Raw genomic sequence first — 26,588 nt, 5'->3', positions numbered from 1 at the left:
CAGGAGCGTTCTTCACCCCATGCGTCCGAAAAACACCGGCACCGGCAAGCAGGCGACCAAGGCCAAGCCTGCCCGCAAGGGCGGCCGCCGTCACCCGCTGGCCACTGTCGCGCTTCTCGCGATCGGGCTGGGACTGACCGGCGGCGCCTACGCCGCGTTCACGACCACCACCGCTTCCGCCGACGAGCCGCAGGTCGCCGCCGCGAGCCAGAACTCGGTCGACGAGGGCAAGAAGCTCTTCCAGGCCAACTGCGCCACCTGCCACGGGCTCAACGCCCAGGGCAGCTCGGTCGCCCCGAGCCTGATCGGTGTCGGCGCCGCCGCCGTCGACTTCCAGGTCGGCACCGGCCGCATGCCCATGCAGATGCAGGGCCCGCAGGCGCAGGAGAAGCCGGTCCAGTTCACCGACGACCAGGTCAAGGCACTCGCCGACTACGTCGCCTCCCTCGCACCCGGCCCGTCCATCCCCGAGCAGAAGTACCTCGCCGGGAAGGGCGACGCCGCACACGGCGCCGAGCTGTTCCGCATCAACTGCGCGATGTGCCACAACGTCGCCGGTGCCGGTGGCGCGCTCACCGAGGGCAAGTACGCTCCGCCGCTGACCGGCGTCAGCGCCCAGCACATCTACGAGGCCATGGTCACCGGCCCGCAGAACATGCCGGTGTTCAACGACCTGAACATCACGCCGCAGGGCAAGGCCGACATCATCACGTACCTGAAGTACATCCAGAACAACCCGTCCCCGGGCGGCTTCGAGCTCGGCAACCTGGGCCCGGTGGCCGAGGGCCTCTTCCTCTGGATCTTCGGTCTGGGCGCCATCGTCGCCCTCACCGTGTGGATCACGGCGAAGTCCAACTAGGCCACCGCCGCACACGGTCACACAGAGTTAGTCGTAAGAAGGAGAGCAATGGCACAGGACGAGAACGGCGGTCGCGAGCTGACGCCCGCCAGTTCGTCTGAGGAGCACCGGACCGGCGACCCCGGAACGGCGCTGATCATCCGCGACGCCGTCGAGAACCCCGGCTTCCCGCCGCACCGCCCTCGCGTCACGGACCTCGACCCGCGCAAGGAGCGGCGCGCCGAGCGCGTCGTCTACACACTGTTCTACCTGTCGATCGCCGGCTCGGTATGGGCGGTCGCGGCCTACCTCGCCTTCCCGATCGTCGCCAGCGACCCGGGCTCTGTCCGCCTGAACAACCTGTTCATCGGCATCGGCGGCGCGCTCGCGCTCCTCGCCATCGGCATCGGCGCTGTCCACTGGGGCAAGGCGCTCATGCACGAGAAGGAGGGCGTCGACCTCCGCCACCCCGTCCGCGGGAGCGAGCCGACGACCGAACGCGCAGCGGAGATCTTCCGTCAGGCCGACGAGGAGTCGGGCTTCAGCCGTCGCACCCTCGTCCGCAACAGCCTCATCGGCGCGCTGATCGCCTTCCCCCTTCCCGCCGTCGTCCTGTTCCGCGGTCTCGCACCGGCGAACGAAGACCCGGTGGAGCTGCTCTCCAACACGATGTGGGCCAAGGGCGTGCGCCTCACCCGCGACCCGTCGGGAACCCCCATCAAGGCGTCGGATGTGACGCTCGGAAGCGCGTTCCACGTCATCCCCGAGGGCCTCAACGAGGCTCCCGATCTGCTGGAGCAGAAGGCCAAGGCGGCCGTGCTGCTCATGCGCCTCAAGCCCGAAGACCTGCACGTGTCCAAGGGCCGCGAGAACTGGAACTACGACGGCATCGTCGCCTACTCCAAGATCTGCACGCACGTCGGGTGCCCGGTGGCGCTCTACGAGCAGCAGACGCACCACCTGCTCTGCCCGTGCCACCAGTCGCAGTTCGACATCACGCACGAAGCGCAGGTCATCTTCGGACCGGCGAAGCGGCCACTGCCGCAGCTGCCGATCACCGTCGACGCCGATGGCTACCTGGTCGCCCGTAGCGACTTCCACGAGCCCGTCGGCCCAAGCTTCTGGGAGCGCCATTGAGCACCACGACCGCCGCACCCGCGGCAACGACGACGGCCTCGAAGGGCGGATTCACGGCGGCAGCCGCGAACTACCTCGAGGACCGCACCAGCATCTCAGGCGCCGTCAAGGAGTTCGGCCGGAAGATCTTCCCCGACCACTGGTCCTTCCTCCTCGGCGAGGTCGCGCTCTACAGCTTCATCGTGATCCTGCTGTCGGGCACCTTCCTCACGTTCTTCTTCCAGGCCTCCATGGCGGAGGTCGTCTACAACGGCTCGTACGTGCCGCTGAAGGGCATCGAGATGTCCTCGGCGATGCAGAGCACGCTGAACATCTCGTTCGAGGTGCGCGGCGGTCTGCTGGTCCGTCAGATCCACCACTGGGCGGCGCTGCTGTTCGTGGCCTCCATCGGCCTGCACATGCTCCGCATCTTCTTCACGGGTGCGTTCCGCAAGCCGCGTGAACTGAACTGGGTGATCGGCTTCGTGCTCTTCATCCTGGCGCTCGGTGAGGGCTTCACCGGCTACTCGCTGCCGGACGACCTGCTCTCGGGCAATGGCCTCCGCATCATCGACGGCATCCTCAAGGCGATTCCGGTCGTCGGCACCTGGATCTCGTTCCTGCTCTTCGGCGGTGAGTTCCCCGGTACAGCGATCGTCGGACGTCTGTACACCCTGCACATCCTGCTGCTGCCCGCGTTCGTCGTGGCGTTCATCGCGCTGCATCTGATGTTCGTCGTCATCCACAAGCACACCCAGTACGCGGCCCCCGGCCGCACGCAGGGCAACGTGGTCGGCTACCCGGTCCTCCCGGTGTACGCCGCCAAGGCCGGCGGCTTCTTCTTCATCGTCTTCGGCGTACTCGTGCTGATCGCCTCGTTCTTCACGATCAACCCGATCTGGACCTACGGCCCCTACGACCCGTCACCGGTGTCGGCGGGTACGCAGCCGGACTGGTACATCGGCTTCGCAGACGGCGCCCTGCGTCTGGTGCCGCCGGGCTGGGAGTTCGTGTGGCTCGACCGCACCTGGTCGTTCAACATCCTCATCCCGGTCGCGATCCTCGGCCTGTTCATCGTGACGGTCATGATCTACCCGTTCCTCGAGGCGTGGGTCACGGGTGACAAGCGTGAGCACCACATCCTGGACCGTCCGCGCAACGCGGCCAGCCGTACCGCCATCGGTGCAGCCGGTGTCACGTTCTATGCGGTCTTCTGGGCGGCGGCGAGCTCGGACCTCATCGCGACGCACTTCAAGCTGACGATGGAGGGTGTCATCCACGCTCTCCAGGCCCTGCTGTTCATCGGGCCGCTGATCGCCTACGTCGTTACGAAGCGCGTGTGTCTCGCACTCCAGAAGAAGGACCGCTCGATCGCCCTCCACGGCTACGAGTCGGGCCGCATCGTGAAGCTGCCCGGTGGCGAGTTCATCGAGGTGCACGAGCAGCTGAGCGACTACGAGCGCTGGCGTCTGGTCTCGTTCGAGTCGTACGAGCCGCTGATGCTACGTCCAAACCGTCGCGGCAAGATCACGGCGGCCAACCGGATGCGTGCTGGGCTGTCCCGCTGGTTCTTCGAGGACCGCATCCTGCCGCCCACACGAGGCGAGCTCGAGTCGGGCCACGACCACCACTGACGGTCATCCGTCTCCGTCGGAAGCGCCGGCGCGTTCATTCGCGTCGGCGCTTCCGCGTTTCCGCCGTCCGTCCGTCACTCTGCGAGGTGCCCACCGATGCCCGCTGACCTGAGCCGTCTGGCCTCCTGGTTGCGCTGCCCCGTGTGCTCCGCCGACCTGGAGCCGGTCGACGCCCTGACGCTCGGATGCGTGAACGGGCACCGTCATGACGTCAACAAGCGCGGGTACGTGTCGCTGCTCGGCGGTGGAAGCAAGCACCTGGGCGACACCACCGAGATGCTGGATGCACGCGACCGCGTGCTCGAGGGCGGTGCCTACTCCCCCATCGCCGACGCCGTCGCCGGTGCGGCCGGTGGTGGCCGGGTGCTGGATGCGGGCGCCGGCACGGGCCACTACCTCCGCGCGGCGCTGGCGGCCCTTCCGGCCGCGCTAGGGCTTGCGATGGACCTGTCGCCGCAGGGCGTGTCCCGGGCTGTGCGCGCATCCGACCGGGTGGATGGTCTGGTCGCGGACACGTGGCGGCCTCTGCCCGTCCGCACGGGAGCCGCCGACACCGTGCTGGACGTCTTCGCCCCCCGCAATCTCCCCGAGTTCCATCGTGTGCTGCGTCCGGGCGGCGCGCTGGTCGTCGTGGTTCCCCGCGCCGACCACCTCGGTTCGTTGCGGGCGGCCGGTTCGATGCTCGACATCCCGTCGGACAAAGCGGACGACGTCATTGCCGCCTCAGAGCCCCTGTACGCCCTGCAGGCGCGCGAATCCGTCGCGTACGACCTGGCGCTCACCGCCGAACTCGCCGCCGCTCTGACGGGCATGGGACCGTCGGCCCGCCACGCCGCCGCCGCCGGGGTGGGGACGCCCGCCGCCAACCCTTCCGCCACGCGCGTCTCCGTCGACGTCCTGCGCTTCGCCGCCCGCTGACCCGCACTCTTCATCGCCGCGACGGCCACCTTCCGCGCTCGAGTTGACGCAACACGCCGTCGGCGCAGCCGCCGCGACGGCGTGTCCCGTCAACTGGATCGGAGAGCGGGAGGGCCGCGCACGCCCGAGACGACCACCTCACGCCAGCTGGTGGTCCCGACACGCCGTGTCGCGAGGTGGCCACGCGGCGTGTTGCCTCCACTTGATCCATGACATGCAAAAGGGCCGCCTCCCGGAAGGAGACGGCCCTTTTCGCGTGCGGGTCAGCGGGCGAAGTAGCCGCGGTAGTACTCGTAGACCCAGCCGACGATGCAGATGAGGCTGAAGGCCACACCGATGTAGCAGATCCAGAAACCAACGGCGAGGCCGAGGATGACCAGACCCGCGCCGAAGGCGAGGGCGACCGGCCACCAGCTCCACGGGCTGAAGTGCCCGAGCTCCGGGTCGCCGTCATCGATGTTCGCGTCGAGGCGGTCCTCCGGCAGCTCCCCGCCCTGAGCGGCGTGGGAGCGGCCGACGTAGAACGCGATGAATGCGGCCAGGATCGCAGCGAGCAGCATGCCGACGGTGCCGACCCACTCCACGTTGCGGTGTGCCTGATCGAGCAGGTTCCACAGGGTGTAGACGATCGCCGACAGCAGGAAGAACGCGGACAGGATCCAGAACAGCAGGGCGTTAGCGCGCATGGGTTACTTCACCTCGTCCTTCGCGGTGTCGTGGACGGGAGCGTCCGGGGCGTCCTTCGCCGGGCCGATGCCGATCGGGATGCCGGCCTCGGGGTGGTTCAGGTCGAACGCCGGCGACTCCGAACGGATCCGCGGGATCGACGTGAAGTTGTGCCGCGGCGGCGGGCAACTGGTCGCCCACTCGAGCGAGCGTCCGTAGCCCCACGGGTCGTTGACGGTGACCTTCGGCGCGTTCCGCGCGGTCAGATACACGTTGACGAAGAACGGGATCATCGAGATCGCGAGGATACCGGCACCGATCGACGACACCTGGTTCATCCAGGTGAAGCCGTCCGACGGCAGGTAGGTCGCGTACCGGCGAGGCATGCCCACGACACCCAGCCAGTGCTGGATGAGGAAGGTCGTGTGGAACCCGATGAACAGCAGCCAGAAGTGCCACTTGCCCAGACGGTCGTTGAGCATCTTGCCCGTCCACTTCGGCCACCAGAAGTAGAACCCGGCGAACATGGCGAACACGACCGTGCCGAACACCACGTAGTGGAAGTGCGCGACCACGAAGTACGTGTCCGACACGTGGAAGTCGAGCGGCGGCGACGCGAGGATGACGCCGGTGAGACCACCGAACGTGAACGTGATCAGGAAGCCGATCGACCACAGCATCGGCGACTCGAACGTCAGCGAGCCGCGCCACATCGTGCCGATCCAGTTGAAGATCTTCACGCCGGTCGGGACCGCGATGAGCATCGTCATCAGCGAGAACCACGGCAGCAGCACCGAGCCGGTGACGTACATGTGGTGCGCCCAGACGGTGACCGACAGGGCCGCGATGGCAATCGTCGCGTACACCAGGGTCTTGTACCCGAAGATCGGCTTGCGGCTGAACACCGGGAAGATCTCGGACACGATGCCGAAGAACGGCAGCGCGATGATGTACACCTCGGGATGCCCGAAGAACCAGAACAGGTGCTGCCAGAGCAGAGCTCCGCCGTTGGCCGCATCGTAGATGTGCGCATCGAAGACGCGATCCGCCGCCAGGGCGAACAGCGCGGCCGCGAGGACCGGGAAGGCCATCAGCACGAGGATCGAGGTCACCAGCGTGTTCCAGGTGAAGATCGGCATCCGGAACATGGTCATGCCCGGTGCACGCATCGTGATGATCGTGGTGATGAAGTTCACCGCACCGAGGATGGTGCCGAAGCCCGAGAGGCCGAGGCCCAGTACCCAGAGGTTTCCGCCGATTCCTGGCGAGAACGTCGTACTCGACAGTGGCGCATAGGCGAACCAGCCGAACGACGCCGCCCCCTGCGGGGTGAGGAAGCCGGCCACGGCGATGAGCGAGCCGAACGAGTAGAACCAGTAGGCCAGCGCGTTCAGTCGCGGGAACGCCACGTCGGGCGCGCCGATTTGCAGCGGCATGAGCACGTTGGCGAATCCGGCGAACAGCGGCGTCGCGAACATGAGCAGCATGATCGTGCCGTGCATCGTGAACAGCTGGTTGTACTGCTCTTTGGTGGCCACGACGTTCAGACCCGGCTCGAACAGCTGGGCGCGGATGATCAGAGCCATCACGCCGCCGACGAGGAAGTAGATGAACGACGAGATCAGGTACATGTACCCGATCGTCTTGTGGTCCGTCGACGTGATGTAGTTCACCAGGATGTTGCCCTTACGAGCCGCACCGTTCGCGGTGAGGATCGTGGGCGCTGGCTTCGGAGCGGCGGTGGCTCCAGGAGCCGGTGCAGTCGTCGTCATCTTGCGTCCTACTCGTTGCCGCCCTGGGGGCCCGAAGGAGCTCCCCGTCCTGGCAGGTTCTGGTTGCGGTCGTACTCGGAGCCCAGCTGGCCTTCGTAGCCCTGGTCGCGGAGCTTCTGGATGTGGGCGTCGTACTCGGACTGCGACACGATCTTCACGTTGAAGAGCATCGCCGAGTGGTACTCGCCGCACAGCTCGGCGCACTTGCCGACGAAGGTGCCGGTGCGGTCGGTGGTCTCGAAGTACATGTAGTTGGTCTTGCCCGGGATGACGTCTTTCTTGTAGAGCATCGCCGGAACCCAGAACGAGTGGATCACGTCGCGCGAGTCGAGCTGGATCGTGATCTTCTTGTTCTCGGGGAGGTACAGGGTCGGGACCTCGCCCTCCTGGACCGAGCCGGGGGTGGCGCTGTTGTCATCCGGCTGGACCTGGATTCCCGGGTCGTAGACGTTGTCGGTGACGTAGTTGAAGTCCCAGGCCCACTGCTTCGCGTAGACCTGGATCTTGACGTCCGGATCGGCGTACGGCTTCTCGATGGCGTTCTGGTCGCGGGCGGTGAAGGCGAAGAAGCCGAGCACCAGGATGAGCGGAACGATCGTGTAGAAGATCTCGATCGGCATGTTGTACCGCAGCTGCACGGGGAGGCCGGTCTGGCCCTTCCGGCGGCGGTAGACGATGACCGCCCACAGTGTCAGACCCCAGACGACGATGCCGACGATGAGGAGCACGATCCAGCTGGTCACCCAGAGGCCGCTGATGCGGTCGGTGTGGTTCGTGACGGGCGGCTCGCCCTCCGCGAAGCCCGGGAGGAATCCGTGCAGCTGAGCCTGCGTGCAGCCCGCGAGAGCCACGACGAGCGTCGCAGCGATCGGGATGGCAGCCCATCGGAGACGGCGATTGTGACGCACCGGTGACCTTTCGAGTGACTACTGGGACAGTTCACATGTAACTGTATGTGGCTGTTTCTACCCTACTCCGACTGACACCCTGATCCGAACAAAAGGGCCGCCCTGTGGAGGGCGGCCCTGTGTGTTCTGGTGTGCTATACGACTCAGTGGAACGAGTCTCCGCACGCGCAGGAACCGGTCGCGTTGGGGTTGTCGATCGTGAAGCCCTGCTTCTGGATCGTGTCCTCGAAATCGATGGTCGCGCCGTCGAGGTACGGCACGCTCATCTTGTCGACGATGACCTCCACCCCGTCGAAGTCGACGGTCGCGTCTCCGTCGAGCATCCGCTCGTCGAAGTACAGCTGGTAGATCAGACCCGAGCAGCCACCGGGCTGGACGGCCACGCGCAGACGCAGGTCGTCGCGGCCTTCCTGCTCGAGCAGGCTCCTGACCTTGGACGCCGCGGTGTCGGTGAGGCCGACTCCGTGGGCCTTGGTCGCGGTCAGCGTTGTGTCGGTCATGGGGCTCCTCTTCAGGATGGTTCAGGCTTCGGAACGAAATCTGCGTCGATTGTACGTCGCTCTCCTGCGAATTCGGGAGAGCACGTCATCGACTCAGGACGCGGTGCGCGCGTTGAGGCGCGCGAGCAGCAGCGCTTCGGTGAGGATCGCCCGCTTGAACACCCCGAGGTGGAGCGACTCGTTGGGGCTGTGTGCGCGGGTGTCCGGGTCCTCTACGCCGGTGACGAGGATCTGTGCCGAGGGGAACTCGCGCACCAGGTCGGCGATGAACGGGATGGACCCGCCGATCCCCGTCTCCACTGCTTCCTTTCCCCACGCGTCGGTCATCGCGCGCTTCGCCTCGGTGGCCGCCCAGCCTGCCGTGTCGACCAGGAACGGGTCGCCGAGGTCCACGTCGTCGATGGCGATGTGCGCTCCGAACGGCGCGTACGCGCGCAGGTGGCGCTCGAGCGCCTCGTACGCCTCGCGCGCCGGCTGTCCGGGCGCGACGCGGGAGCTGATGCGCACGGCCACACTCGGAAGGAGCGTGTTGGAGGCATTGGCGACGCTGGGCGCGTCGATGCCGGTGACGGTGATGGTCGGCTGCGACCACATCCGCGACAGGATGGGGCCTCTCCCGATACTCGTGACTCCGGAGAGGAATGCGGCGTCCTCGGCGAGCTGCTCCTCGCTGAACGCGGGCGGCTCATCGGCGTCGGTGTACGAGGTCAGGCCGTCGACGGCGACCGCGCCGTCCTCGTCGTGCAGGGTGGCGAGCAGCTTCACCAGTGCGAGCATCGCATCCGGAGCGGCGCCGCCGTACATCCCGGAGTGCGAGGCGTGCTCGAGCGTCGAGACCGTGAGGCGGAAGGTCACGTTGCCGCGGAGCGAGACGGTGAGCGCCGGCGTGTTCACGTCGACGTTGTCGGAGTCGGCGACCACGATCACGTCGGCCGCCAGGGCGTCCTTGTTGTCCTCCAGGAAGTTGGCGAACGAACGCGAGCCGAACTCCTCCTCGCCCTCGATGAAGACGGCGAGGCCGACCTCCAGGTCATCCCCCAGCACCTGGGTGAGGGCGCGGACGGTGGCGACGTGGGTCATGACGCCCGCCTTGTCGTCGGCCGCGCCCCGCCCGTACAGGCGGTCGCCACGGACGGTCGGCTCGAAGGGCGAGGTCTCCCAGTTCGCCGCGTCGCCTTCCGGCTGCACGTCATGGTGCGCGTAAAGGAGGACGGTGGGCCGGCCGTTCTTCGCGGCCCGCGTGGCCAGCACCGCAGGCTGCCCGAGGGTTTCACCGTCGCCGATAGCCGCCAGCTTCACCTCGACGCGGTCGAAAGCGCCGGTCTCCGTCAGCAGCGCCGCGACCGCGTCAGCGCTCTTCCGGACGTTCTCCGGGTCGAACGCCGACCACGACACCGAGGGGATGCGGACCAGCTGCGAGAGGTCGGCGATCGCCGACGGCAGCCCGGCGTCGACCGCGGAACGCACCCGCGTCTCGACGGCGTCCGGCGTGTTCGGGTCGGCGGTGTCGCTGACGGGCGGAACGGGGGTCTCCTGGCTGTCTGTCATGCGGGTAATCTTAAGTCCACCCCACAAACGAAGGCTCGAAGTTGGCGAAACGACAGAACGCGGCGAGCGAGGCGGAGACGCCCGCACCGGAGACCCCCGAAGAGACCGCTGAACGTATTCGGCAGGGCAAGGGTGCTCCCACGCCCACCCGCCGCCAGCAGGAGGCCGCCCGCAAGCGTCCACTGGTCCCGACCGACCGCAAGGAGGCGGCCCGCGTCGCCCGGCAGAAGCAGGCGGAGGCCCGCGAGAAGGCGCGCCTCGGCATGGCAGCCGGCGACGACCGCTATCTGACCGCTCGCGACCGCGGCCCTCAGCGTCGCTATGTGCGCGACTACGTCGACGCCCGCTTCTCGATCGGCGAGTTCCTCATCCCGGTGATGCTGATCGTCATCATCCTGACCTTCCTCCCCGTGGCGGCCCTGCAGGTGTACGGCCTGTTCGCGCTGTGGGGCTTCTTCCTTATCGCCGTCATCGACTGCTTCGTGCTCGGATTCCTCGTCCGGAAGCGCCTCGCGGCGAAGTTCGGCGCGTCGAAGGTCGAGCGCGGCGTGCGCTGGTACGGCGCCATGCGTGCGCTCCAGCTGCGCGTGATGCGCCTGCCGAAGCCGCAGGTCAAGCGCGGCCAGTTCCCGAGCTGACGTGGCGATCGTCGCAGCGGCCGATGGCTCTGCCCTCGGCAACCCCGGCCCCGCCGGGTGGGCTTGGTATGTGGATGACGCGCACTGGTCCGCGGGTGGCTGGCCCCACGGCACCAACAACCAGGGCGAGCTGATGGCCGTCATCGACCTCCTCGAGGCGACGGCCCACCTCGGCGAAGACCTGCACATCTTCTGCGATAGCCAGTACGTCATCAATGCGGTGACGAAGTGGATGCCGGGTTGGAAGCGCAAGGGCTGGCGGAAGGCCGACGGCGCCCCGGTGATGAACCGGGAGCTGCTCGAACGGCTCGATCGTGCCCTGCAGGGCCGCCGCTACGAGTTCGAGTGGGTGAAGGGGCACGCCGGTCACGACCTGAATGAGGCGGCCGACGTACGCGCCCGCGCCGTCGCATCCGCGTACCAGAACGGCGAGCCGATCCCGATTGGCCCCGGATGGGGTGGTCATGCACCCAGCCTCACGGCCGCTCCCGAGGCTGCTGCGACTCCTGCTGCCGAGCCCATTTCAGCGCCGACTGCCGAGCCGAGCACCGACGCGCCGCTCGAGTTCGACCTGTTCGACAACCTGCCGCATGAGGAGTCGGACGAAGAGGTCGTCGCACGCCTGGAGCGCGAGCTGCTCGAGCCGGCCGTGCGTTCCGACGCTTCACGCCTGGCCGAACTGCTGCATCCGTCTTTCGAGGAGATCGGCCGGTCCGGCCGCCTCTGGGGCCGCGACGCGCTCGTCTCCGAGCTCGCCGACGAGGACGCTCCCGCTGCGGGCATCGAGGTGCTCGGAGTGGACCGCGTCTCCCCCGAGACGCTGCTCCTCACCGCCCGGACGATGGATGCGCGGGGCGCGACCCTGCGCAGCTCCCTCTGGGTGCGCAGCTCCGGCCGCTGGCGCCTACGCTTCCACCAGGGAACGCCGGAGGCGTAGCAGCCCGCGGTTGATCTGCCGCGCCCACAGCGGGCCGCGGTAGAGGAACGTCGTGTAGCCCTGCACGAGGGTGGCCCCGGCATCCAGGCGCTCCTGCACGTCCTCGGCCCTCTCGACACCGCCGACGGAGATGACGCAGAGCTCGGCCGGGACGACCGCGCGGATGAGACGCAGGACGGCGAGCGAGCGGGCCGCCAGCGGAGCACCGCTCAGTCCTCCGGCGCCCGCCGCCTCCACGACAGTGTGATCGGTGCGCAGTCCGTCTCGCGAGATCGTCGTGTTCGTCGCGATGATGCCCGCGAGCCCCAGTTCGACGGTGAGGCGTGCGATCCGCTCGACCTGCTCGTCGGTGAGGTCGGGTGCGATCTTCACCAGCAGCGGGGTCTCCCCCGCGACCTCCTTCACGGCGGAGAGCAGGGGGCTCAGGAGTTCGAGCTCCTGCAGGCCGCGCAGCCCGGGCGTGTTCGGCGAGCTGACGTTGACGACGAGATAGTCAGCGACGGGGGCGAGCGCCCGGGCGCTGGTGAGGTAGTCGGCCGTGGCGTCCTCGACCGCGACGACGCGCGACTTGCCGATGTTGACGCCGAGGACGGGGCGACGGTGGGAGCGACGGACGCGCAGCAGCCGGTCGGCGGCCCTCCCTGCTCCGTGATTGTTGAAGCCCATCCGATTGATCACGGCGCGGTCCGGGATCAGGCGGAACAGCCGCGGCTTGTCGTTGCCGGGCTGCGGGCGTGCCGTGATCGTGCCGACCTCGACGTGGCCGAACCCGAGCGCGCCGAGGCCCAGCACCGCCTCGCCATCCTTGTCGAAGCCCGCCGCGACGCCGAACGGCGAGTCGAAGCGCAGCCCGAGTGCCTCCACCGCAAGGGACGGGTCTGGCGCGGTGAACCGGCGCACGATCCTGCCGAGCCCCAGGGTCGAGAGGAGGCGGATCACCACGAAGGCGAGGTGATGGGCCCGCTCAGGATCGAGTCGGGAGAGGACGAGGGTGAAGAGTGCGCGATACATGCCGGTTAGAGAATACCCGCTGCATCCGCTGCCGGGCTCGCCTCCCGTTTACTTCGCCTCCGCCGGCTCCGGCTGGTGTGCCAGACGCAGCGAGCTGATGGCCGCCTCGAAGTCGTCGAGCGAGTCGAATGCCTGGTAGACGCTCGCGAAGCGCAGGTACGCGACCTCGTCGAGTTCGCGAAGTTCCGGGAGGATGGCCAGGCCGATGTCGTTCGCCTCGATCTGCGACGCTCCCGTCGAGCGGATCGTCTCCTCCACCTTTCCTGCCAGTACTGCAAGGTCGGAGTCCGTGACCGGACGGCCCTGGCAGGCCTTGCGAACGCCCAGCACGATCTTCTCGCGGCTGAACGGCTCCGCCACGCCGCTGCGCTTGATCACGCTCAGGCTCGCGGTCTCGGTGGTCGAGAAGCGGCGGCCGCACTCGGGGCACTGCCGGCGTCGGCGGATGGAGAGTCCGTCGTCGCTCGTCCGCGAGTCGATGACGCGGGAGTCGGGGTGACGGCAGAAGGGGCAGAACATGGTGGGATTCTATCGCTCAGCGGGTGCGGAACCGCTGGGTGACCGCTTCTCCGTGCGCCGGCAGGTCTTCCGCCGTCGACAGCGCCACGATCCGATCGGCCACGTCGCGCAGGGCGTCGCGGTCGTAGGCGACGACCTGCTGCGGCCGGAGGAAGGAGTAGGCGCCGAGGCCGGGCGAGAACCGCGCCTGGCCGCCCGTCGGCAGCACGTGGTTCGAACCGGCGAGGTAGTCGCCCAAGCTGACCGGCGACGTCGGCCCGAGGAAGATGGCGCCGGCGTTGTGGATGGACGCGAGCAGCCCCTCCGGATCGGCGGTCTGCAGCTCGAGGTGCTCCGGCCCGTAGGCGTTGCTGAACGCGGCCGCCGCCTGCAGGTCGTCGACGAGCACGATGGCCGACTGCGGTCCGCCGAGGGCCGTCTGCACCCGCTCGGCGTGCTTCGTCGCGGCGGCCAGCCGGTCGAGTTCGGCGACGACGCGCTCGGCGAACTGCGGGCTGTCGGTGACCAGCAGGGATGCGGCCGCCTCGTCGTGCTCCGCCTGGCTGACCAGGTCGGCGGCGACATACCCGGCATCGGCCGTGTCGTCGGCGATCACGAGAATCTCGGTGGTCCCCGCCTCCGAATCGATCCCGGCCTGGCCGCGGACGACGCGCTTTGCCGCCGCCACATAGATGTTGCCGGGCCCGGTGATGACCTGGACCGGCTCCAGCCCGATTTCCTCGACACCGAAGGCAAGGGCCCCGATCGCGCCGGCGCCACCCATCGCGTAGACCTCATCGATGCCGAGCAGCCCCGCTGCTCCGAGGATGACCGGGTGGACCGCTCCCCCGAACTCGCGCTGCGGCGGGCTGGCGAGCGCGACGGACGCCACGCCGGCGACCTGCGCCGGGACCGCGTTCATGACCACGCTCGACGGGTACACCGCCTTGCCGCCCGGAACGTACAGCCCCGCGCGCTCGACCGGCTGCCAGCGCTGCACGATCGTCGCGCCCGGACGGATCACGGTCTCGGCGGCCGGCGGAACCTGGGCGGCGGTCGCCTCGCGGACGCGTGCGATGGCCTCCTCAAGCGCTTCCCGCACGTCGGCTGGGAGCGCCGCGACGGCCGCGTCGATCTCGGACTGAGGGACGCGGACCGAAGCGGGCGCCGCACCGTCGAAGCGCTCGGCCTGCTCGACCAGCGCAGCAAGCCCCCGATGACGCACGTCTTCTATGAGCTCGGACGCCACGGACATCGCCACCTGCACATCCACGACGGGACGGGGCACGAGGCGCTGAAAAGCGGCGCGGGTAGGCTGGACACCGCGGAGATCGATGGTCTGGATCATGGCCAGACCAGCCTATCCCGCCCCGAATCCCCAGCCGCGCGACCCCTTCTCCGCTGTGGAGAAGGCGCGGCCTGTGGAATGTCCGCCGTCGATCGGAGCTTGTACAGGACGTATGAACAGCGCATCCCCCGACCCCACAGACGGCGCGCTCACCGACGCGACTCCCGACCTGGCGGCGTTCCGCCAGACGTTCCGTCGCCACGCCGCCGGTGTCGCCATCGTCACGGCGCAGCGCGACGACGGCACCCCTGTCGGGTTCACCGCGACCTCGCTGGCCTCACTCGCCGCGGTGCCGCCGCTCGCGACGTTCAACATGGCGCTGTCCGCCTCCAGCTGGCCGGCCATCGCGGAAACCGACCGCGTCGTCATCCACACGCTCGGGGTGCGCAACCGCGAGGTGGCGCAGACGCTCTCGGGCGACAACCAGCAGCGATTCATCGGCGACCACTGGTATCGCGGACCTCATGGACTCCCCGTCATCAGGGACACCACCGCATGGATGGTCGGGCGCATCATCGAGCGCGTGCAAGTGCACAACAGCGCCGTGGTGATCGTGCAGATCGAGGAGGGCGGCCTCGGCGAGGACGACGCGCCCCTGGTCTACCACGAGCGCACCTACTGGCGCCCCGGCACCCCCGTCTGACCGCGCGAGGTGCTCGTCGTTGCGGCCCGGCACGGCGTGTCGGCCGCAACAACGAGCACCTCGCGGTCAGACCAGGCAGTTCGGGCCGAGCAGGCCCTTCAGCTCGCCGTACAGGTCGGCGCTCACCTTCACGGGCTTCGGTACCTCGAAGACGCGCGCGACCTGGCCTTTCACCAGCCGCAGGCGCACCTCGCTCTCGCCGGGATGCCGGGCGAGCACCTCGCTCAGCGACAGCACCGTGTCGGTCGTCGCGCGCTGGTCCGGCATCGTGATCATCAGCATCCCGCCGGCGTCGTCGGCCTGCCCGAGGTCCGGAGTCATCAGCGAGAACGCGTGCAGGTTCATCCCGTCATCGCGGAGGCTCACCCGCCCGCGCACCACCACGATCGCGTCGCCCAGCAGCTGCGACGAGTACTCTTGGTAGGCCTTGCCCATGAACATGACGGTGAGTTCGCCGCCGAAGTCCTCGACCTGGATCATCCCGTACTGGTTGCCTGAGGCCTTCGCCACGCGGTGCTGAACGCTCGTCACGAGCCCCGCGATGGTCACGGTCTCGCCGTCCTGGATGTTGTCGGAGCTGACCAGCTCGGCGATCCCGGTGCTGGCGAGCTTCGCCAGCTGAAGCTCCAGCCCCGCGAGCGGATGGTCGGACACGTACAGACCGAGCATCTCGCGCTCGAACGCGAGCTTGTCGCGCTTGGCCCACTCCGGCCGCTGCGGGATGTGATGCTGCGTCTGCGCCGCCTCGTCCTCGCCCCACAGGCTGTCGAAGTCGAACCCGACGTCGCCGTTGGCCTCGTTGCGCTTGATCTTGACGGCCGACTCGACCGCATCCTCGTGCACCTCGACGAGCGCACGGCGCGTGTGGCCGAGCGAGTCGAAGGCTCCGGCCTTGATCAGCGACTCGACCGTCCGCTTGTTGGCGGCGTGGATGGGCACCTTGTTCAGGAAATCGTGGAACGACTCGAACCGGCCCTTGCTCTCGCGAGCGTCCCGGACGCCCTCCACCACGTTCGCGCCGACGTTGCGCACCGCGCCCATCCCGAAGCGGATGTCCTCGCCGACGGCGGCGAAGTACAGGTTCGACTCGTTGACATCCGGCGGCAGCACCTTGATGCCCATCCGGCGGCACTCGTTGAGGTACAGCGCCATCTTGTCCTTGGAATCACCGACGCTGGTCAGCAGCGCCGCCATGTACTCGGCCGGATAGTGCGCCTTCAGGTATGCGGTCCAGTACGAAATCACGCCGTACGCGGCCGAGTGGGCTTTGTTGAACGCGTAGTCCGAGAACGGGAGCAGGATCTCCCAGAGCTTGTTGACCGCGTCCATCGAGTAGCCGTTGTCCTGCATGCCCTGCGCGAAGCCCGCGAACTGCTTGTCCAGCTCGGACTTCTTCTTCTTGCCCATCGCGCGGCGCAAAATGTCTGCTTGACCGAGCGAGAAGCCGGCGACCTTCTGTGCGATCGCCATCACCTGCTCCTGGTAGATGATGAGGCCGTAGCTGGTGGAGAGGATCTCGGCGAGCGGCTCGGCCAGTTCCGGGTGGATAGGCGTGATCGCCTGCTGACCGTTCTTGCGCAGCGCGTAGTTGGTGTGCGAGTTCGCACCCATGGGGCCGGGCCGGTACAGCGCGATGAGCGCCGAGATGTCCTCGAAGTTGTCCGGCTTCATCAGCCGAAGCAGCGACCGCATCGGGCCGCCGTCGAGCTGGAACACGCCGAGGGTGTCGCCGCGCGACAGCAGTTCGTACGCCGGGCGGTCGTCGAGCTCCAGCTCCTCCAGCACCAGCTCCTCGCCGCGGTTGTCGCGGATGTTGTCGAGGGCGTCGTTGATGATGGTGAGGTTGCGCAGCCCCAGGAAGTCCATCTTGATCAGCCCGAGCGACTCGCAGGCCGGATAGTCGAACTGGGTGACGATCTGGCCGTCCTGCTCCCGCTTCATGATCGGGATGATGTCGATCAGCGGGTCGGAGGACATGATCACGCCCGCCGCGTGGACGCCCCACTGGCGCTTCAGGTTCTCGAGCCCCAGGGCCGTGTCGAAGACCGTCTTGGCTTCGGGGTCCGTCTCCACGACCGCGCGGATGTCGACGGCCTCTTTGTAACGCGGGTGGTCCTTGTCGAAGATCCCGGTGAGCGGGATGTCCTTGCCCATGACGGGAGGCGGCATCGCCTTGGTGAGCCGCTCACCCATCGAGAAGGGGAAGCCGAGCACGCGCCCGGAGTCCTTCAGCGCCTGCTTGGCCTTGATGGTGCCGTACGTGACGATCTGCGCGACGCGCTCCGAGCCATACTTCTCGGTCACGTACTTGATGACCTCGCCACGGCGACGGTCGTCGAAGTCGACGTCGAAGTCGGGCATGGAGACGCGATCGGGGTTGAGGAAGCGCTCGAAGATCAGGCCGTGCCGCAGCGGGTCGAGGTCGGTGATCCGCATCGCGTAGGCGGCCATCGAGCCGGCGCCGGAGCCACGCCCCGGCCCGACGCGGATGCCGTTGCGCTTCGACCAGTTGATGAAGTCGGCGACGACGAGGAAGTAGCCGGGGAAGCCCATCTGCGAGATCACGCCGATCTCGTAGTCCGCCTGCGCGCGCACCTCGGGCGTGATTCCGCCCGGGTAGCGCTGCTCGAGGCCCCGTTCGACCTCCTTCACGAACCAGGTCTGCTCCGTCTCGCCCTCGGGGACGGGGAAGCGCGGCATGTAGTTCGCGGCCGTGTCGAACTGCACGTCGCAACGCTCGGCGATCGCGAGCGTGTTATCGCACGCATCCGGGTAGTCGCGGAACAGCTGCCGCATCTGCTCCGGAGTCTTCAGGTAGAACTCGTCGGCGTCGAACTTGAAGCGGTTCGGGTCGTCGAGGGTGGAGCCGGACTGCACGCAGAGCAGCGCCGCATGGCTCTTCGCGTCCTCGGCGTGCGTGTAGTGGAGGTCGTTTGTCGCGACGAGCGGCAGCCCCAGGTCTTTGGCCAGCCGGATGAGGTCGGACATGATCCGGCGCTCGATGCCGAGCCCGTGGTCCATGATCTCCGCGAAGAAATTCTCCTTGCCGAAGATGTCCCGGTAGTCGGCGGCCGCGGCCCGTGCCGCCTCGTACTGGCCGAGCCGCAGACGCGTCTGCACCTCTCCGGACGGGCAGCCGGTCGTCGCGATGATCCCCTTCGAGTATGTGCTCAGGATCTCGCGGTCCATGCGGGGCTTGAAGTAGTAGCCCTCACGCGACGCGATCGAGGACAACCGGAAGAGGTTGTGCATCCCCTCGGTCGTCGCCGCCAGGAGCGTCATGTGCGTGTATGCGCCCGAGCCCGAGACGTCGTCTCCGCCGCCGTCGCCCCAGCGAATGCGGGTCTTATCGCTCCGGTGCGTGCCCGGCGTCAGGTAGGCCTCGGTGCCGATGATCGGCTTGATCCCGGCGTCGGTCGCCGAGCGCCAGAAGTCGAACGCGCCAAACATGTTGCCGTGGTCGGTGATGGCGACGCCGGGCATCCCCTGCGCCGCGGCGGCCTCGACCAGAGGTTTGACACGTGCGGCCCCGTCGAGCATCGAGTACTCGCTGTGGACGTGGAGGTGGACGAAGGAGTCGGACATCGATCTAAGCCTAAGGCCGTCCGCCGACGTTGCTTCTACGACTCTCGGAGCACATCCAGGGCGTGCTGCAGGTCGGCCGGATATGTCGTCGTGAAGGTGACCCACTCCCCCGTCCCCGGGTGGTCGAAGGCGAGCTGTACCGCGTGCAGCCACTGCCGAGTGAGGCCGAGCTTCGCGCTCAGGACGGGGTCGGCCCCGTACATCGCATCCCCGGCGCAGGGATGCCGCTGGGCGGCCATGTGGACGCGGATCTGGTGCGTGCGGCCGGTCTCCAGGTGGATCTCGAGGAGGCTGGCCGAGGGGAACGCCTCGATCGTCTCGTAGTGGGTGACCGACGGCTTGCCGCCAGCAACGACGGCGAACTTCCAGTCCGACCGGGGGTGACGGCCGATGGGCGCGTCGATCGTGCCGGTCAGCGGGTCCGGGTGGCCCTGGACGACCGCGTGGTAGATCTTCTCGACCGTGCGGTCGTGGAAGGCGCGTTTCAGCGCCGTGTAGGCGCGCTCCGACTTGGCGACCACCATCAGACCGCTGGTTCCGGCGTCGAGCCGGTGCACGATGCCCGCGCGCTCGGCGGCGCCGGAGGTCGAGATCCGGAAGCCCGCCGCGGCCAGGGCGCCGAGGACCGTCGGGCCCTCCCAGCCGACCGAGGGATGCGCGGCTACGCCGACCGGTTTGTCGATCACCACGATGTCGTCGTCGTCGTGCACGATCGTGAGCTCCGGGACGGGGATCGGGACGATCTCGACGTCGGACTTCGGCTGCCACGACACCTCGAGCCAGGAGCCGGCCGTGAGTCGGTCGGACTTGCCCGCCTCGCGGCCGTCCAGCGTCACCCCGCCGCTCTCCGCGATCTCGGCCGCGAAGCTGCGCGAGAAGCCGAGGAGCTTGGCGAGTCCCGCGTCCACGCGTGACCCGTCGAGCCCGTCCGGGATCGGGAAGCTGCGCGACTCCATCTAGCTCTGCGGCTTGTCGCGCGGATCCGTGGTGGTCTCCGCCTCGATCGGGTCGGCGGCAGCCTCGTCCGGCTCGACATCGTCATCGCCATCGTCGTCATCGTTCGTTCGCCGCCCGTCCAGCCCGACACCGCGCAGGGTCAGGATGAGGAACAGCACCATGCTCGACACGATCGCGACGTCGGCGAGGTTGAAGATCGCCGGCAGCAGCGGGATCTGTAGGAAGTCGACAACGTGGCCGACTCCGAAGCCTGGTGCGCGGAACAGGCGGTCGGTCAGGTTGCCCAGCAGGCCGCCCAGCAGGAGGCCGAACAGCACCGCCCAGGCCGTCGAGCGGATGCGCGGTGCGTACCAGATCACAAAGCCGAGGACGCCGATCCCGACGATGGAGAAGATCCACGTCGAGCCGCTGCCGATGGAGAAGGCCGCGCCCGCGTTCTTGACGAAGTGGAACTGGAGCAGCTGCCCCAGGACCTCGACCTGCTGGCCCTCGTACAGGTTCGAGACGACCAGGACCTTGGCGATCTGGTCGACGAGGTACACGCATAGCGCGACCACCGCCAGGACCGCCAAGGCCCTGATGCTGACCTTGGACCGGGAGGGACTAGCCTCCAAAACCGGGGAAGCCCGGGGCCTGGCCCTGGTTGCTCGAGTCGTCCGAGCCGCCCGCGGGGACCGGCGTCGGGACGGCGTTGCTGCCCGCGCTCACCGGCGCGGCCGAGCGGGAGCCGCCCTGACCGGACGCGCCACCGCCCTGGACGGGCGCGTCGAGGTCGTGGAGCTGGCTCTCGATGTAGTTCTTGAGGCCCTTGCGGTAGTCGCGCTCGAACGTGCGGAGCTCGTCGATGCGACGCTCGAGACCCGAGCGCTCCTGGTCGAGGGCGCTGATCTGCGCGCGCTGCTTCGACTCCGCCTCGGCGACGATGCGCGCGGCGGTGGCGTGGCCCTCGGCGATGAGCTGGTCGCGCTTCTCGACACCCTCACGAACGTGCTCCTCGTGCAGCCGGCGTGCGAGCTGGAGGAGGTTGTTGGTGGCGTTGGGGTCGTTCGCGTCGTCGGCGGGCGCCTGGTAGCCGGCGGCGGGAGCCGCAGCCTGCGACTGCTGGGCCTGCTCGGCCTGCTGCTTGGCCTGTGCGGCCTCCTGCTGCGCCTGGGCGAGGCGCTGCTTGAGCTCCTCGTTCTCGCGCTGCAGACGCTCGGCCTCGCCGTTGTCGGCGGCCGCAACCGCCGCTGCGGGAGCGGCTGCTGCTGCACCCTGCCCGCCGCTGCGCTGCAGTTCGGCGATCCGCGAGTCGGCGGCCACGAGGCGCTGCTTGAGCTCCTCGTTCTCCTGGTTCAGACGACGCAGCTCGACGACGACCTCATCGAGGAAGTCGTCGACCTCGTCCTGGTCGTAGCCCTCGCGGAACTTCGTCGGCTGGAACCGCTTGTTGACTACATCTTCCGGAGTCAGCGCCATGGTGAGCCACCTTCGTGAAATTGGAACAGAAACGCGTTCAGCCAACGCTAGCAAAGCGGGCGGGACTCGCGCACTCCGCCGTACGGTCGGCGCGTCGGCTCGTCAACGATACAACGGGCGGACCGCTGCGGCCGGGAGCAACGCTCAGCGGAATCCCAGCGTGACGTACAAGCCGATGATCACGACGAGCATGGTCAGGCTCCAGCCGAAGTCGATCGCGACCGGCCCCATCGACACCCGCGGGATGATCCGGCGGAAGAAGCGGATGGGCGGATCGGTCACCACGTAGGTGGACTCGGCGAGGAACAGGCCGACGCCGCGAGGGCGCCACTGCCGCGCGAAGACGCGTACCAGGTCCAGCACGAACCGCGCCCACAGCACGAAGAAATAGATCAGCAGCGCGTAATAGAGCACGGTCGCAAGGATCGAGACGACAAACACCCTCTCAGTATGTACGAAAGCGCACCGGCTCCCCTGGGAGACGGTGCGCTTCGTGCGTCGACGGGCCGCGGCCCGCTGAATCAGGCCTGGGCGAAGAAGGAGGCGTCGACCTCGGCGTCCTGGCCGCCGTGCTCGCCGGAGACCACGACGTGGCTGGGCGAGAGGAGGAACACCTTGGGAGTGACCCGCTCGATCTTGCCGTACAGACCCTGCGAGAGGCCGCTGGCGAAGTCGATGAGACGGCGGGCATCGCCCTCGCTCATCTGCGAGAGGTTGATGATGACCGGGATGCCTTCCCGGAACGACTCGGCGATCGCCTGAGCGTCGCGGTACTGGCGGGGGTGGACCGTGAGGATCTCGTTCATTTCCTGTACCGATGCATTCCGTGCGGTGGACGACTTGCGCAGCGGCGTGACCGGAGCGCGGCCGGCCGCGGGTGCGACCGGTGCGGGATGGGGGACGGCCTGCACCGGCGATGCCGCCGGCGTGTGGACCGGAGTCTCGCGGCGCGGCTGGTGGGCAGCCTGCTCTTGCGGCTGCTCCTCGAATTCCAGTTCCTCGTCGGCGAGGCCCAGGTAGACCATCGTCTTCTTCAGCGGGTTGCCCATGGCTTCCTCCGTACAGACCTGCGCGTCGACGCCTCGCCACGCACTCGAACTCTTCTTTTCGAGATTAACGAAGCTCTGGCCGATTCCCGGTAATGGCGGTCCCGATCCGAAGGTGTGTCGCGCCTGCCGCGATCGCTTCGCGGTAGTCCTGCGACATCCCTGCCGAGATCCTGGTGGCCTCGGGCGCGAGCGCCTGGACGCGCTCCGAGGCGGCCCGGACGCGCTCGAACGCGCGCGCGGGCTCCTCGTCCAAGGGTGCGACCGCCATCACGCCGAGGAGGCGAAGCCCGGGCGCGGCGAGGACGTGCTCGACGAGCGGCTCGAGGTCGCGATCGGCCACGCCGCCGCGTCCCGGGTCGTCGGTGAGGTTGAGCTGGACGAACGCGTCGAGCTCGCCGGACAGGTCACCCTCGCGGGTGGCCAGCGCATCCACCAGCGAGAAGCGGTCGATCGAGTGGATGACGGACGCATACCGCCGGGCCTGACGCGCCTTCTTGCTCTGCAGCTGTCCGACGAAGTGCCAGCGGAGGTCGAGGTCGGCGAGCTCCGCCGCCTTCTCCTGCGCCTCCTGGTGGCGGTTCTCCCCCACGTCGCGCACGCCCAGCCCGGCGAGCTCGCGCACGAGCGACGCCGGGTGGAACTTCGTCACGACGATCGTCGTCACCTCGTCCGGCGAACGGCCGGCGGCCCGGGCGGCGTCCGAGACGCCCTCCCGGACCGCGGCGAGCCGTTCGGCCAGACCGTTACTTGAGGAAGTCGGGGATGTCGAGGTCGTCATTCTCGTCGTCGAACGCCGGGTCCTTCAGGGGTGCGGCCTCGGTGACCGGGCTCTCGCCGGTCTGCCAGGCGTCGGTTGTGACCGGGGCGGGGATCTCGCCCGCCTCGACCTCGGCGGAGGAGGCGATCTGCGACTGCTCCGAGCCTGCCTCGACGTAGCTCGCGCGACGCGAGTCCGCCGTGACGGGACGCGAGTTCGGCTCGCCGCCGTCGAATCCTGCCGCGATGACGGTCACGCGCACCTCGTCGCCGAGGGTGTCGTCGATGACCGCACCGAAGATGATGTTCGCCTCCGGGTGCACCGCCTCCTGCACCAGGCGGGCGGCGTCGTTGATCTCGAAGATGCCGAGGTTGGAGCCACCCTGGATGGACAGCAGGACGCCGTGGGCGCCGTCGATGGATGCTTCCAGCAACGGCGACGCAACGGCCAGCTCCGCGGCCTTGATGGCCCGGTCGGCGCCCCGCGAGGAGCCGATGCCCATCAGGGCGGAGCCTGCACCCTGCATGACCGACTTGACGTCGGCGAAGTCGAGGTTGATGAGGCCCGGCGTGGTGATCAGGTCGGTGATGCCCTGGACACCGGCGAGGAGCACCTGGTCGGCGGTGGAGAACGCCTCCAGCATGCTGATGCCGCGGTCGCTGATCTCGAGCAGCCGGTCGTTCGGCACCACGATGAGGGTGTCGACCTCTTCCTTCAGGCGCTGGACGCCCGCCTCGGCCTGCTGTTGACGGCGCTTGCCCTCGAAGGAGAACGGCTTGGTCACGACACCGATGGTGAGAGCGCCGATGGACTTGGCGATGCGTGCGACGACCGGCGCGCCGCCCGTGCCCGTTCCGCCGCCCTCGCCCGCGGTGACGAAGACCATGTCGGCGCCGGCGAGCGCCTCCTCGATCTCCTCCGCGTGGTCTTCCGCCGCACGGCGACCGACCTCCGGGTCAGCCCCGGCGCCGAGGCCGCGGGTGATCTCACGGCCGACGTCGAGCTTGACGTCGGCGTCGCTCATCAGGAGCGCCTGCGCGTCCGTGTTGATGGCGATGAACTCGACGCCGCGGAGGCCGAGTTCGATCATGCGGTTGACGGCATTGACGCCGCCTCCGCCGATGCCGACGACCTTGATCACGGCGAGGTAGTTCTGTTGTGCTGTCACGTCCGGCCTCCACGGGAACCTTCAACCTCTAGCTGAGGCTTAAAGTCTTGCTGAGTATGCAATTCTCGATCCGACGTTAGGTGCGCCGTCGCCGCGCCTCGGTAACGCGGCAGGCGTGTCGGAAAAGTCGGGGTCACGACACGCCTAACCCGTCGTCACACTGTGCGGCGACGACACGTCGTAGCGCGATGATCCGGCCGCGCTCTTCAGGAGCGCCGCCAGATCTGCGGCCTTCAGCGACGAGTCCTCCGCGCTCCCCCAGACGACCGTCGCGTGGCTCTCGCGCAGGGTGAAACTCACGTCGTCCTTCGTCTTCGCTGCGATGGTGTCGACCTGGGCGAGGACGTCGGGCGGCAGAGCGCTCAGCACGCTCGCCGCCGCCGCGAACCCCGAGTCGGCGTCCACGTCGGCCGCCCCGCCGCTCGCGGCGATCATCGGATAGCCGTCCGGCCGCTTCTCGCTGCTCGAGATCGGCACCTTGGCCGCATCCACCAGCGTGTACACATTGCCCTGCTGGATGACGCCGACCGGCGCACGCTCCACCACGCGCACGATGATGGAGTCGGGCGGGTGACTCTCCACCGTGTAGCTGCGGATCAGCGGGAAGGCGGCCAGATCGCTGGAGATCCCCGCCTGGTCGAGCAGCGGCAGGGGGGTGCCGAGCTGGTCGGAGAGTTTCTTCTCGACCGTCGCCGCATCCAGCCGCGAGGTGCCCGTGACCTGGATGTGTTTCAGCGCCAGCAGCGGAGAGTACGCGACGAGCGCCACGGCGAGCACCAGCAGCGCGACGACGCCGGCCGCGGCGAGCCAGGCGAGCCGACGGCGCCGGGAGCGCTTGGTGAAGCGACGCACCTCGCCACGCTCCACTCGCTTCCGCTCGCGGCGGGCAGCTCGGAGGGCCTTGTCGATCTCTCGGTTGCTCGGGATGCGCGAGTACGGCGGAGCGTCGGCGTCGCGCTCGCGCGCAGGCGCGTCGAGGAGGGATGCAGGAGCACCATCCCCTGGCCGCACCACCGGGATGGGCTCGGTGACCGTCCCGACGGAACGCGAGCCTGCGGCCTGGCGCCGGTCCCCGCTCCGATCGCGCGCCTCCAGCTCGCGCGGCGCGGGGGCAGGCGCGTTCGCCGGCACCTCCTGCCGTTCGAAACCCTGGGGACGCTTCACCGACCGGCCCTGTTACTCCGCGGCGGCGTCCGGGTGCTCCCGGCGCAGTGAGTCGAGCAGCTGAGGGACGATGCGGTAGACGTCGCCGCAGCCGAGCGTGATCACGAAGTCGCCCTCACGCGCGATCTGCGCGGTGTGGTCGGCGGCCCGCTGCCAGTCGGCGATGAACGCCACCCGGTCGGGATGCTCGAAGCGGTCGGCGACGAGCGCTCCGGTGACGCCCGGCTCCGGGTCCTCGCGGGCTCCGTACACGTCGAGCACCACGGTCTCGTCGGCGTAGCGCTCGAGGGTCTCGGCGAACTCCTTCGCGAACAGGCGCGTCCGGCTGTACAGGTGCGGCTGGTGCACGGCGATGATCCGGCCGTCGCCGACGACGGTGCGCGCAGCCGACAGGGCGGCCGCGACCTCGGTCGGGTGGTGGGCGTAGTCGTCGTACACGCTGACGCCCGCGACCGTACCGTGCAGCTCGAAACGGCGTTCGGTGCCTCCGAACTCCGCGATAGCGGACAGCGAAGCGGCCGGATCGAAGCCGAGACCGGTCAGCACCGCGAAGGCGCCGCCGGCGTTGATCGCGTTGTGGCGACCGGGAACCCGCAGCTGCGCGGAGTACTCCTCGCCGCCGTAGCTGATCGAGAACGACACCGGACCGTCGGTGACGATCGAGTGGATGCGCACCTCCGCATCCTCTGCCTCGCCGAAGGTGACAATGCGCTTGTCGGGCGCCTGCTCTCGGAGCCGGTTGGTGACGTGGACCGCGCCGGCGTCGTCGGAGGACACGACGACGAACTCGTCCGCCTCGCGGGCGAAGGTCACGAAGGCGTCCTCGAAGGCCTCGAGGGAGCCGTAGTGGTCGAGGTGGTCGGGGTCGACGTTGGTGATCAGGGCGACCGCCGTGTCGTAGAGCAGGAACGAGCCGTCCGACTCGTCCGCCTCCACCACGAACAGCTCGCCGGTGCCGGTCTGCGAGCTCTTGCCGAGGGACGCGATCACGCCGCCGTTGACGAAGCTCGGGTCCTCACCGAGGCCCAGCAGGCCGGTGATGATCATGCCGGTCGAGGTCGTCTTACCGTGGGCGCCGGCGACGGCGACCAGACGGGAGCGGTTGATCAGCCAGGCGAGGGCCTGCGACCGGTGCAGCACCGGCAGACCCTTCGACAGCGCCAACTGGTACTCGGGGTTGTCCTGCCAGAGCGCGCCGGTCACGACGAGCGTGTCGGCGTCGCCCACGTTGGCCGCATCGTGGCCGATCGCGACGGTGGCGCCGAGCGCACGGAGGCTGTCGATATTGGCGGAGTGCCGCACATCCGAGCCGGTCACCGTGTAGCCGGCCTCCAGGAACAGCCGGGCGATGCCGCTCATCCCGGAACCGCCGATGCCGACGAAGTGCAGCTTCCCGAGGTCGTCGGGCAGGGTGAGGGTCGGGTCGGGCTTGATCGTCACAGGTACAGCTTTCGGTTACGCGAGAAGGACTCCAT

Annotated in this window: 25 protein-coding genes; 7 read left to right on the top strand and 18 right to left on the bottom strand. The window is 68.4% G+C overall.

Features of this window, described 5'->3' with window-relative positions; all coding sequences use genetic code 11:
* Window positions 1-19 precede the first annotated feature (19 nt).
* The 4 genes from qcrC (at window position 20) to AB4Z18_RS06845 (ending at window position 4,506) form a co-directional block, all read left to right on the top strand.
* Window positions 20-859 carry a cytochrome bc1 complex diheme cytochrome c subunit gene (qcrC, locus tag AB4Z18_RS06860; RefSeq protein ID WP_441781944.1) on the top strand — a complete coding sequence of 280 codons (840 nt, stop codon included), beginning with the start codon at window positions 20-22 and terminating at the stop codon, window positions 857-859.
* A gap of 48 nt (window positions 860-907) precedes the next feature.
* Window positions 908-1,975 carry a cytochrome bc1 complex Rieske iron-sulfur subunit gene (gene qcrA, locus AB4Z18_RS06855; RefSeq protein WP_441781943.1) on the top strand — a complete coding sequence of 356 codons (1,068 nt, stop codon included), beginning with the start codon at window positions 908-910 and terminating at the stop codon, window positions 1,973-1,975.
* Window positions 1,972-3,588 carry a cytochrome bc1 complex cytochrome b subunit gene (gene qcrB / locus AB4Z18_RS06850; RefSeq protein WP_441781942.1) on the top strand — a complete coding sequence of 539 codons (1,617 nt, stop codon included), beginning with the start codon at window positions 1,972-1,974 and terminating at the stop codon, window positions 3,586-3,588. The genes qcrA and qcrB overlap by 4 nt, the downstream gene beginning before the upstream one ends.
* Window positions 3,589-3,684: 96 nt before the next feature.
* Window positions 3,685-4,506 (top strand): methyltransferase domain-containing protein, encoded by an 822-nt coding sequence (locus AB4Z18_RS06845; RefSeq protein ID WP_441781941.1) that lies wholly within the window; start codon window positions 3,685-3,687, stop codon window positions 4,504-4,506.
* A 263-nt stretch (window positions 4,507-4,769) separates the two neighbouring features.
* Here AB4Z18_RS06845 and AB4Z18_RS06840 read toward each other — a convergent pair whose 3' ends face one another.
* The 5 genes from AB4Z18_RS06840 to AB4Z18_RS06820 all read right to left on the bottom strand — a co-directional run bounded on the left by AB4Z18_RS06840 (window position 4,770) and on the right by AB4Z18_RS06820 (window position 9,900).
* Window positions 4,770-5,192 (bottom strand): cytochrome c oxidase subunit 4, encoded by a 423-nt coding sequence (locus tag AB4Z18_RS06840; RefSeq protein ID WP_441781940.1) that lies wholly within the window; start codon window positions 5,190-5,192, stop codon window positions 4,770-4,772.
* A gap of 3 nt (window positions 5,193-5,195) precedes the next feature.
* Window positions 5,196-6,944 (bottom strand): aa3-type cytochrome oxidase subunit I, encoded by a 1,749-nt coding sequence (gene ctaD / locus AB4Z18_RS06835; RefSeq protein ID WP_441781939.1) that lies wholly within the window; start codon window positions 6,942-6,944, stop codon window positions 5,196-5,198.
* 8 nt (window positions 6,945-6,952) lie between these two features.
* Window positions 6,953-7,852, bottom strand: coding sequence for an aa3-type cytochrome oxidase subunit II (gene ctaC, locus AB4Z18_RS06830; protein ID WP_441781938.1), 900 nt, complete (start codon window positions 7,850-7,852; stop codon window positions 6,953-6,955).
* Window positions 7,853-7,995: 143 nt separating this feature from the next.
* Complete coding sequence (gene erpA / locus AB4Z18_RS06825; protein ID WP_441781937.1) at window positions 7,996-8,352, bottom strand: iron-sulfur cluster insertion protein ErpA; 357 nt, start codon at window positions 8,350-8,352, stop codon at window positions 7,996-7,998.
* A gap of 93 nt (window positions 8,353-8,445) precedes the next feature.
* The gene (locus AB4Z18_RS06820) at window positions 8,446-9,900 is read right to left on the bottom strand and encodes a dipeptidase (protein ID WP_441781936.1); all 1,455 of its coding nucleotides are present in this window, start codon (window positions 9,898-9,900) and stop codon (window positions 8,446-8,448) included.
* Window positions 9,901-9,941: 41 nt separating this feature from the next.
* On the opposite strand from AB4Z18_RS06820, the gene AB4Z18_RS06815 reads away from it, so the two are divergent.
* Window positions 9,942-10,538, top strand: a complete 597-nt coding sequence (locus AB4Z18_RS06815) for a DUF3043 domain-containing protein (RefSeq protein ID WP_441781935.1) — start codon at window positions 9,942-9,944, stop codon at window positions 10,536-10,538.
* Between the two features lies 1 nt (window position 10,539).
* Entirely contained in the window at window positions 10,540-11,475 is a 936-nt protein-coding gene (locus AB4Z18_RS06810) for an RNase H family protein (RefSeq protein WP_441781934.1), read from the top strand.
* On the opposite strand, the gene AB4Z18_RS06805 is transcribed toward AB4Z18_RS06810, so the two are convergent.
* The 3 genes from AB4Z18_RS06805 to hisD are packed head-to-tail and all read right to left on the bottom strand — an operon-like array spanning window position 11,443 to window position 14,332.
* Window positions 11,443-12,486, bottom strand: a complete 1,044-nt coding sequence (locus AB4Z18_RS06805) for a quinone-dependent dihydroorotate dehydrogenase (RefSeq protein WP_441781933.1) — start codon at window positions 12,484-12,486, stop codon at window positions 11,443-11,445. The two genes, AB4Z18_RS06810 and AB4Z18_RS06805, sit on opposite strands and share 33 nt — an antisense overlap.
* A gap of 48 nt (window positions 12,487-12,534) precedes the next feature.
* Entirely contained in the window at window positions 12,535-13,005 is a 471-nt protein-coding gene (gene nrdR, locus AB4Z18_RS06800) for a transcriptional regulator NrdR (protein ID WP_441781932.1), read from the bottom strand.
* 16 nt (window positions 13,006-13,021) lie between these two features.
* Complete coding sequence (gene hisD, locus AB4Z18_RS06795; protein ID WP_441781931.1) at window positions 13,022-14,332, bottom strand: histidinol dehydrogenase; 1,311 nt, start codon at window positions 14,330-14,332, stop codon at window positions 13,022-13,024.
* A gap of 112 nt (window positions 14,333-14,444) precedes the next feature.
* Between hisD and AB4Z18_RS06790 the strand changes: the two genes are divergently transcribed.
* On the top strand, window positions 14,445-14,975 hold the full coding sequence (locus tag AB4Z18_RS06790) for a flavin reductase family protein (RefSeq protein ID WP_441781930.1): 531 nt from the start codon (window positions 14,445-14,447) through the stop codon (window positions 14,973-14,975).
* Between the two features lie 66 nt (window positions 14,976-15,041).
* On the opposite strand, the gene dnaE is transcribed toward AB4Z18_RS06790, so the two are convergent.
* From dnaE to murC, 10 genes are all read right to left on the bottom strand, one after another.
* Entirely contained in the window at window positions 15,042-18,560 is a 3,519-nt protein-coding gene (gene dnaE / locus AB4Z18_RS06785; RefSeq protein WP_441781929.1) for a DNA polymerase III subunit alpha, read from the bottom strand.
* A 35-nt stretch (window positions 18,561-18,595) separates the two neighbouring features.
* Window positions 18,596-19,516: an RluA family pseudouridine synthase gene (locus tag AB4Z18_RS06780; protein WP_441781928.1), complete on the bottom strand. Its 921-nt coding sequence runs from the start codon at window positions 19,514-19,516 to the stop codon at window positions 18,596-18,598.
* Window positions 19,517-20,089 (bottom strand): signal peptidase II, encoded by a 573-nt coding sequence (gene lspA, locus AB4Z18_RS06775; protein WP_441781927.1) that lies wholly within the window; start codon window positions 20,087-20,089, stop codon window positions 19,517-19,519.
* Between the two features lie 31 nt (window positions 20,090-20,120).
* Window positions 20,121-20,975: a DivIVA domain-containing protein gene (locus tag AB4Z18_RS06770; RefSeq protein WP_441781926.1), complete on the bottom strand. Its 855-nt coding sequence runs from the start codon at window positions 20,973-20,975 to the stop codon at window positions 20,121-20,123.
* Window positions 20,976-21,119: 144 nt separating this feature from the next.
* The gene (locus AB4Z18_RS06765) at window positions 21,120-21,416 is read right to left on the bottom strand and encodes a YggT family protein (RefSeq protein WP_441781925.1); all 297 of its coding nucleotides are present in this window, start codon (window positions 21,414-21,416) and stop codon (window positions 21,120-21,122) included.
* Between the two features lie 80 nt (window positions 21,417-21,496).
* Window positions 21,497-22,024 (bottom strand): cell division protein SepF, encoded by a 528-nt coding sequence (locus AB4Z18_RS06760; protein WP_441781924.1) that lies wholly within the window; start codon window positions 22,022-22,024, stop codon window positions 21,497-21,499.
* A 64-nt stretch (window positions 22,025-22,088) separates the two neighbouring features.
* Complete coding sequence (locus tag AB4Z18_RS06755; RefSeq protein ID WP_441781923.1) at window positions 22,089-22,802, bottom strand: YggS family pyridoxal phosphate-dependent enzyme; 714 nt, start codon at window positions 22,800-22,802, stop codon at window positions 22,089-22,091.
* The gene (ftsZ, locus tag AB4Z18_RS06750) at window positions 22,768-23,949 is read right to left on the bottom strand and encodes a cell division protein FtsZ (RefSeq protein WP_441781922.1); all 1,182 of its coding nucleotides are present in this window, start codon (window positions 23,947-23,949) and stop codon (window positions 22,768-22,770) included. The genes AB4Z18_RS06755 and ftsZ overlap by 35 nt, the downstream gene beginning before the upstream one ends.
* Window positions 23,950-24,093: 144 nt before the next feature.
* Window positions 24,094-25,113: an FtsQ-type POTRA domain-containing protein gene (locus AB4Z18_RS06745; protein ID WP_441781921.1), complete on the bottom strand. Its 1,020-nt coding sequence runs from the start codon at window positions 25,111-25,113 to the stop codon at window positions 24,094-24,096.
* 12 nt (window positions 25,114-25,125) lie between these two features.
* Window positions 25,126-26,553, bottom strand: coding sequence for a UDP-N-acetylmuramate--L-alanine ligase (gene murC / locus AB4Z18_RS06740; RefSeq protein ID WP_441781920.1), 1,428 nt, complete (start codon window positions 26,551-26,553; stop codon window positions 25,126-25,128).
* Between the last annotated feature and the right edge of the window lie 35 nt (window positions 26,554-26,588).

It is taken from the genome of Leifsonia sp. 2TAF2 (genome assembly GCF_052115085.1).
GTDB lineage: Bacteria > Actinomycetota > Actinomycetes > Actinomycetales > Microbacteriaceae > Leifsonia.
The sequence above is the reverse complement of the archived record's forward strand: the minus strand, read 5'-3'. Positions and strand labels throughout refer to the sequence as shown.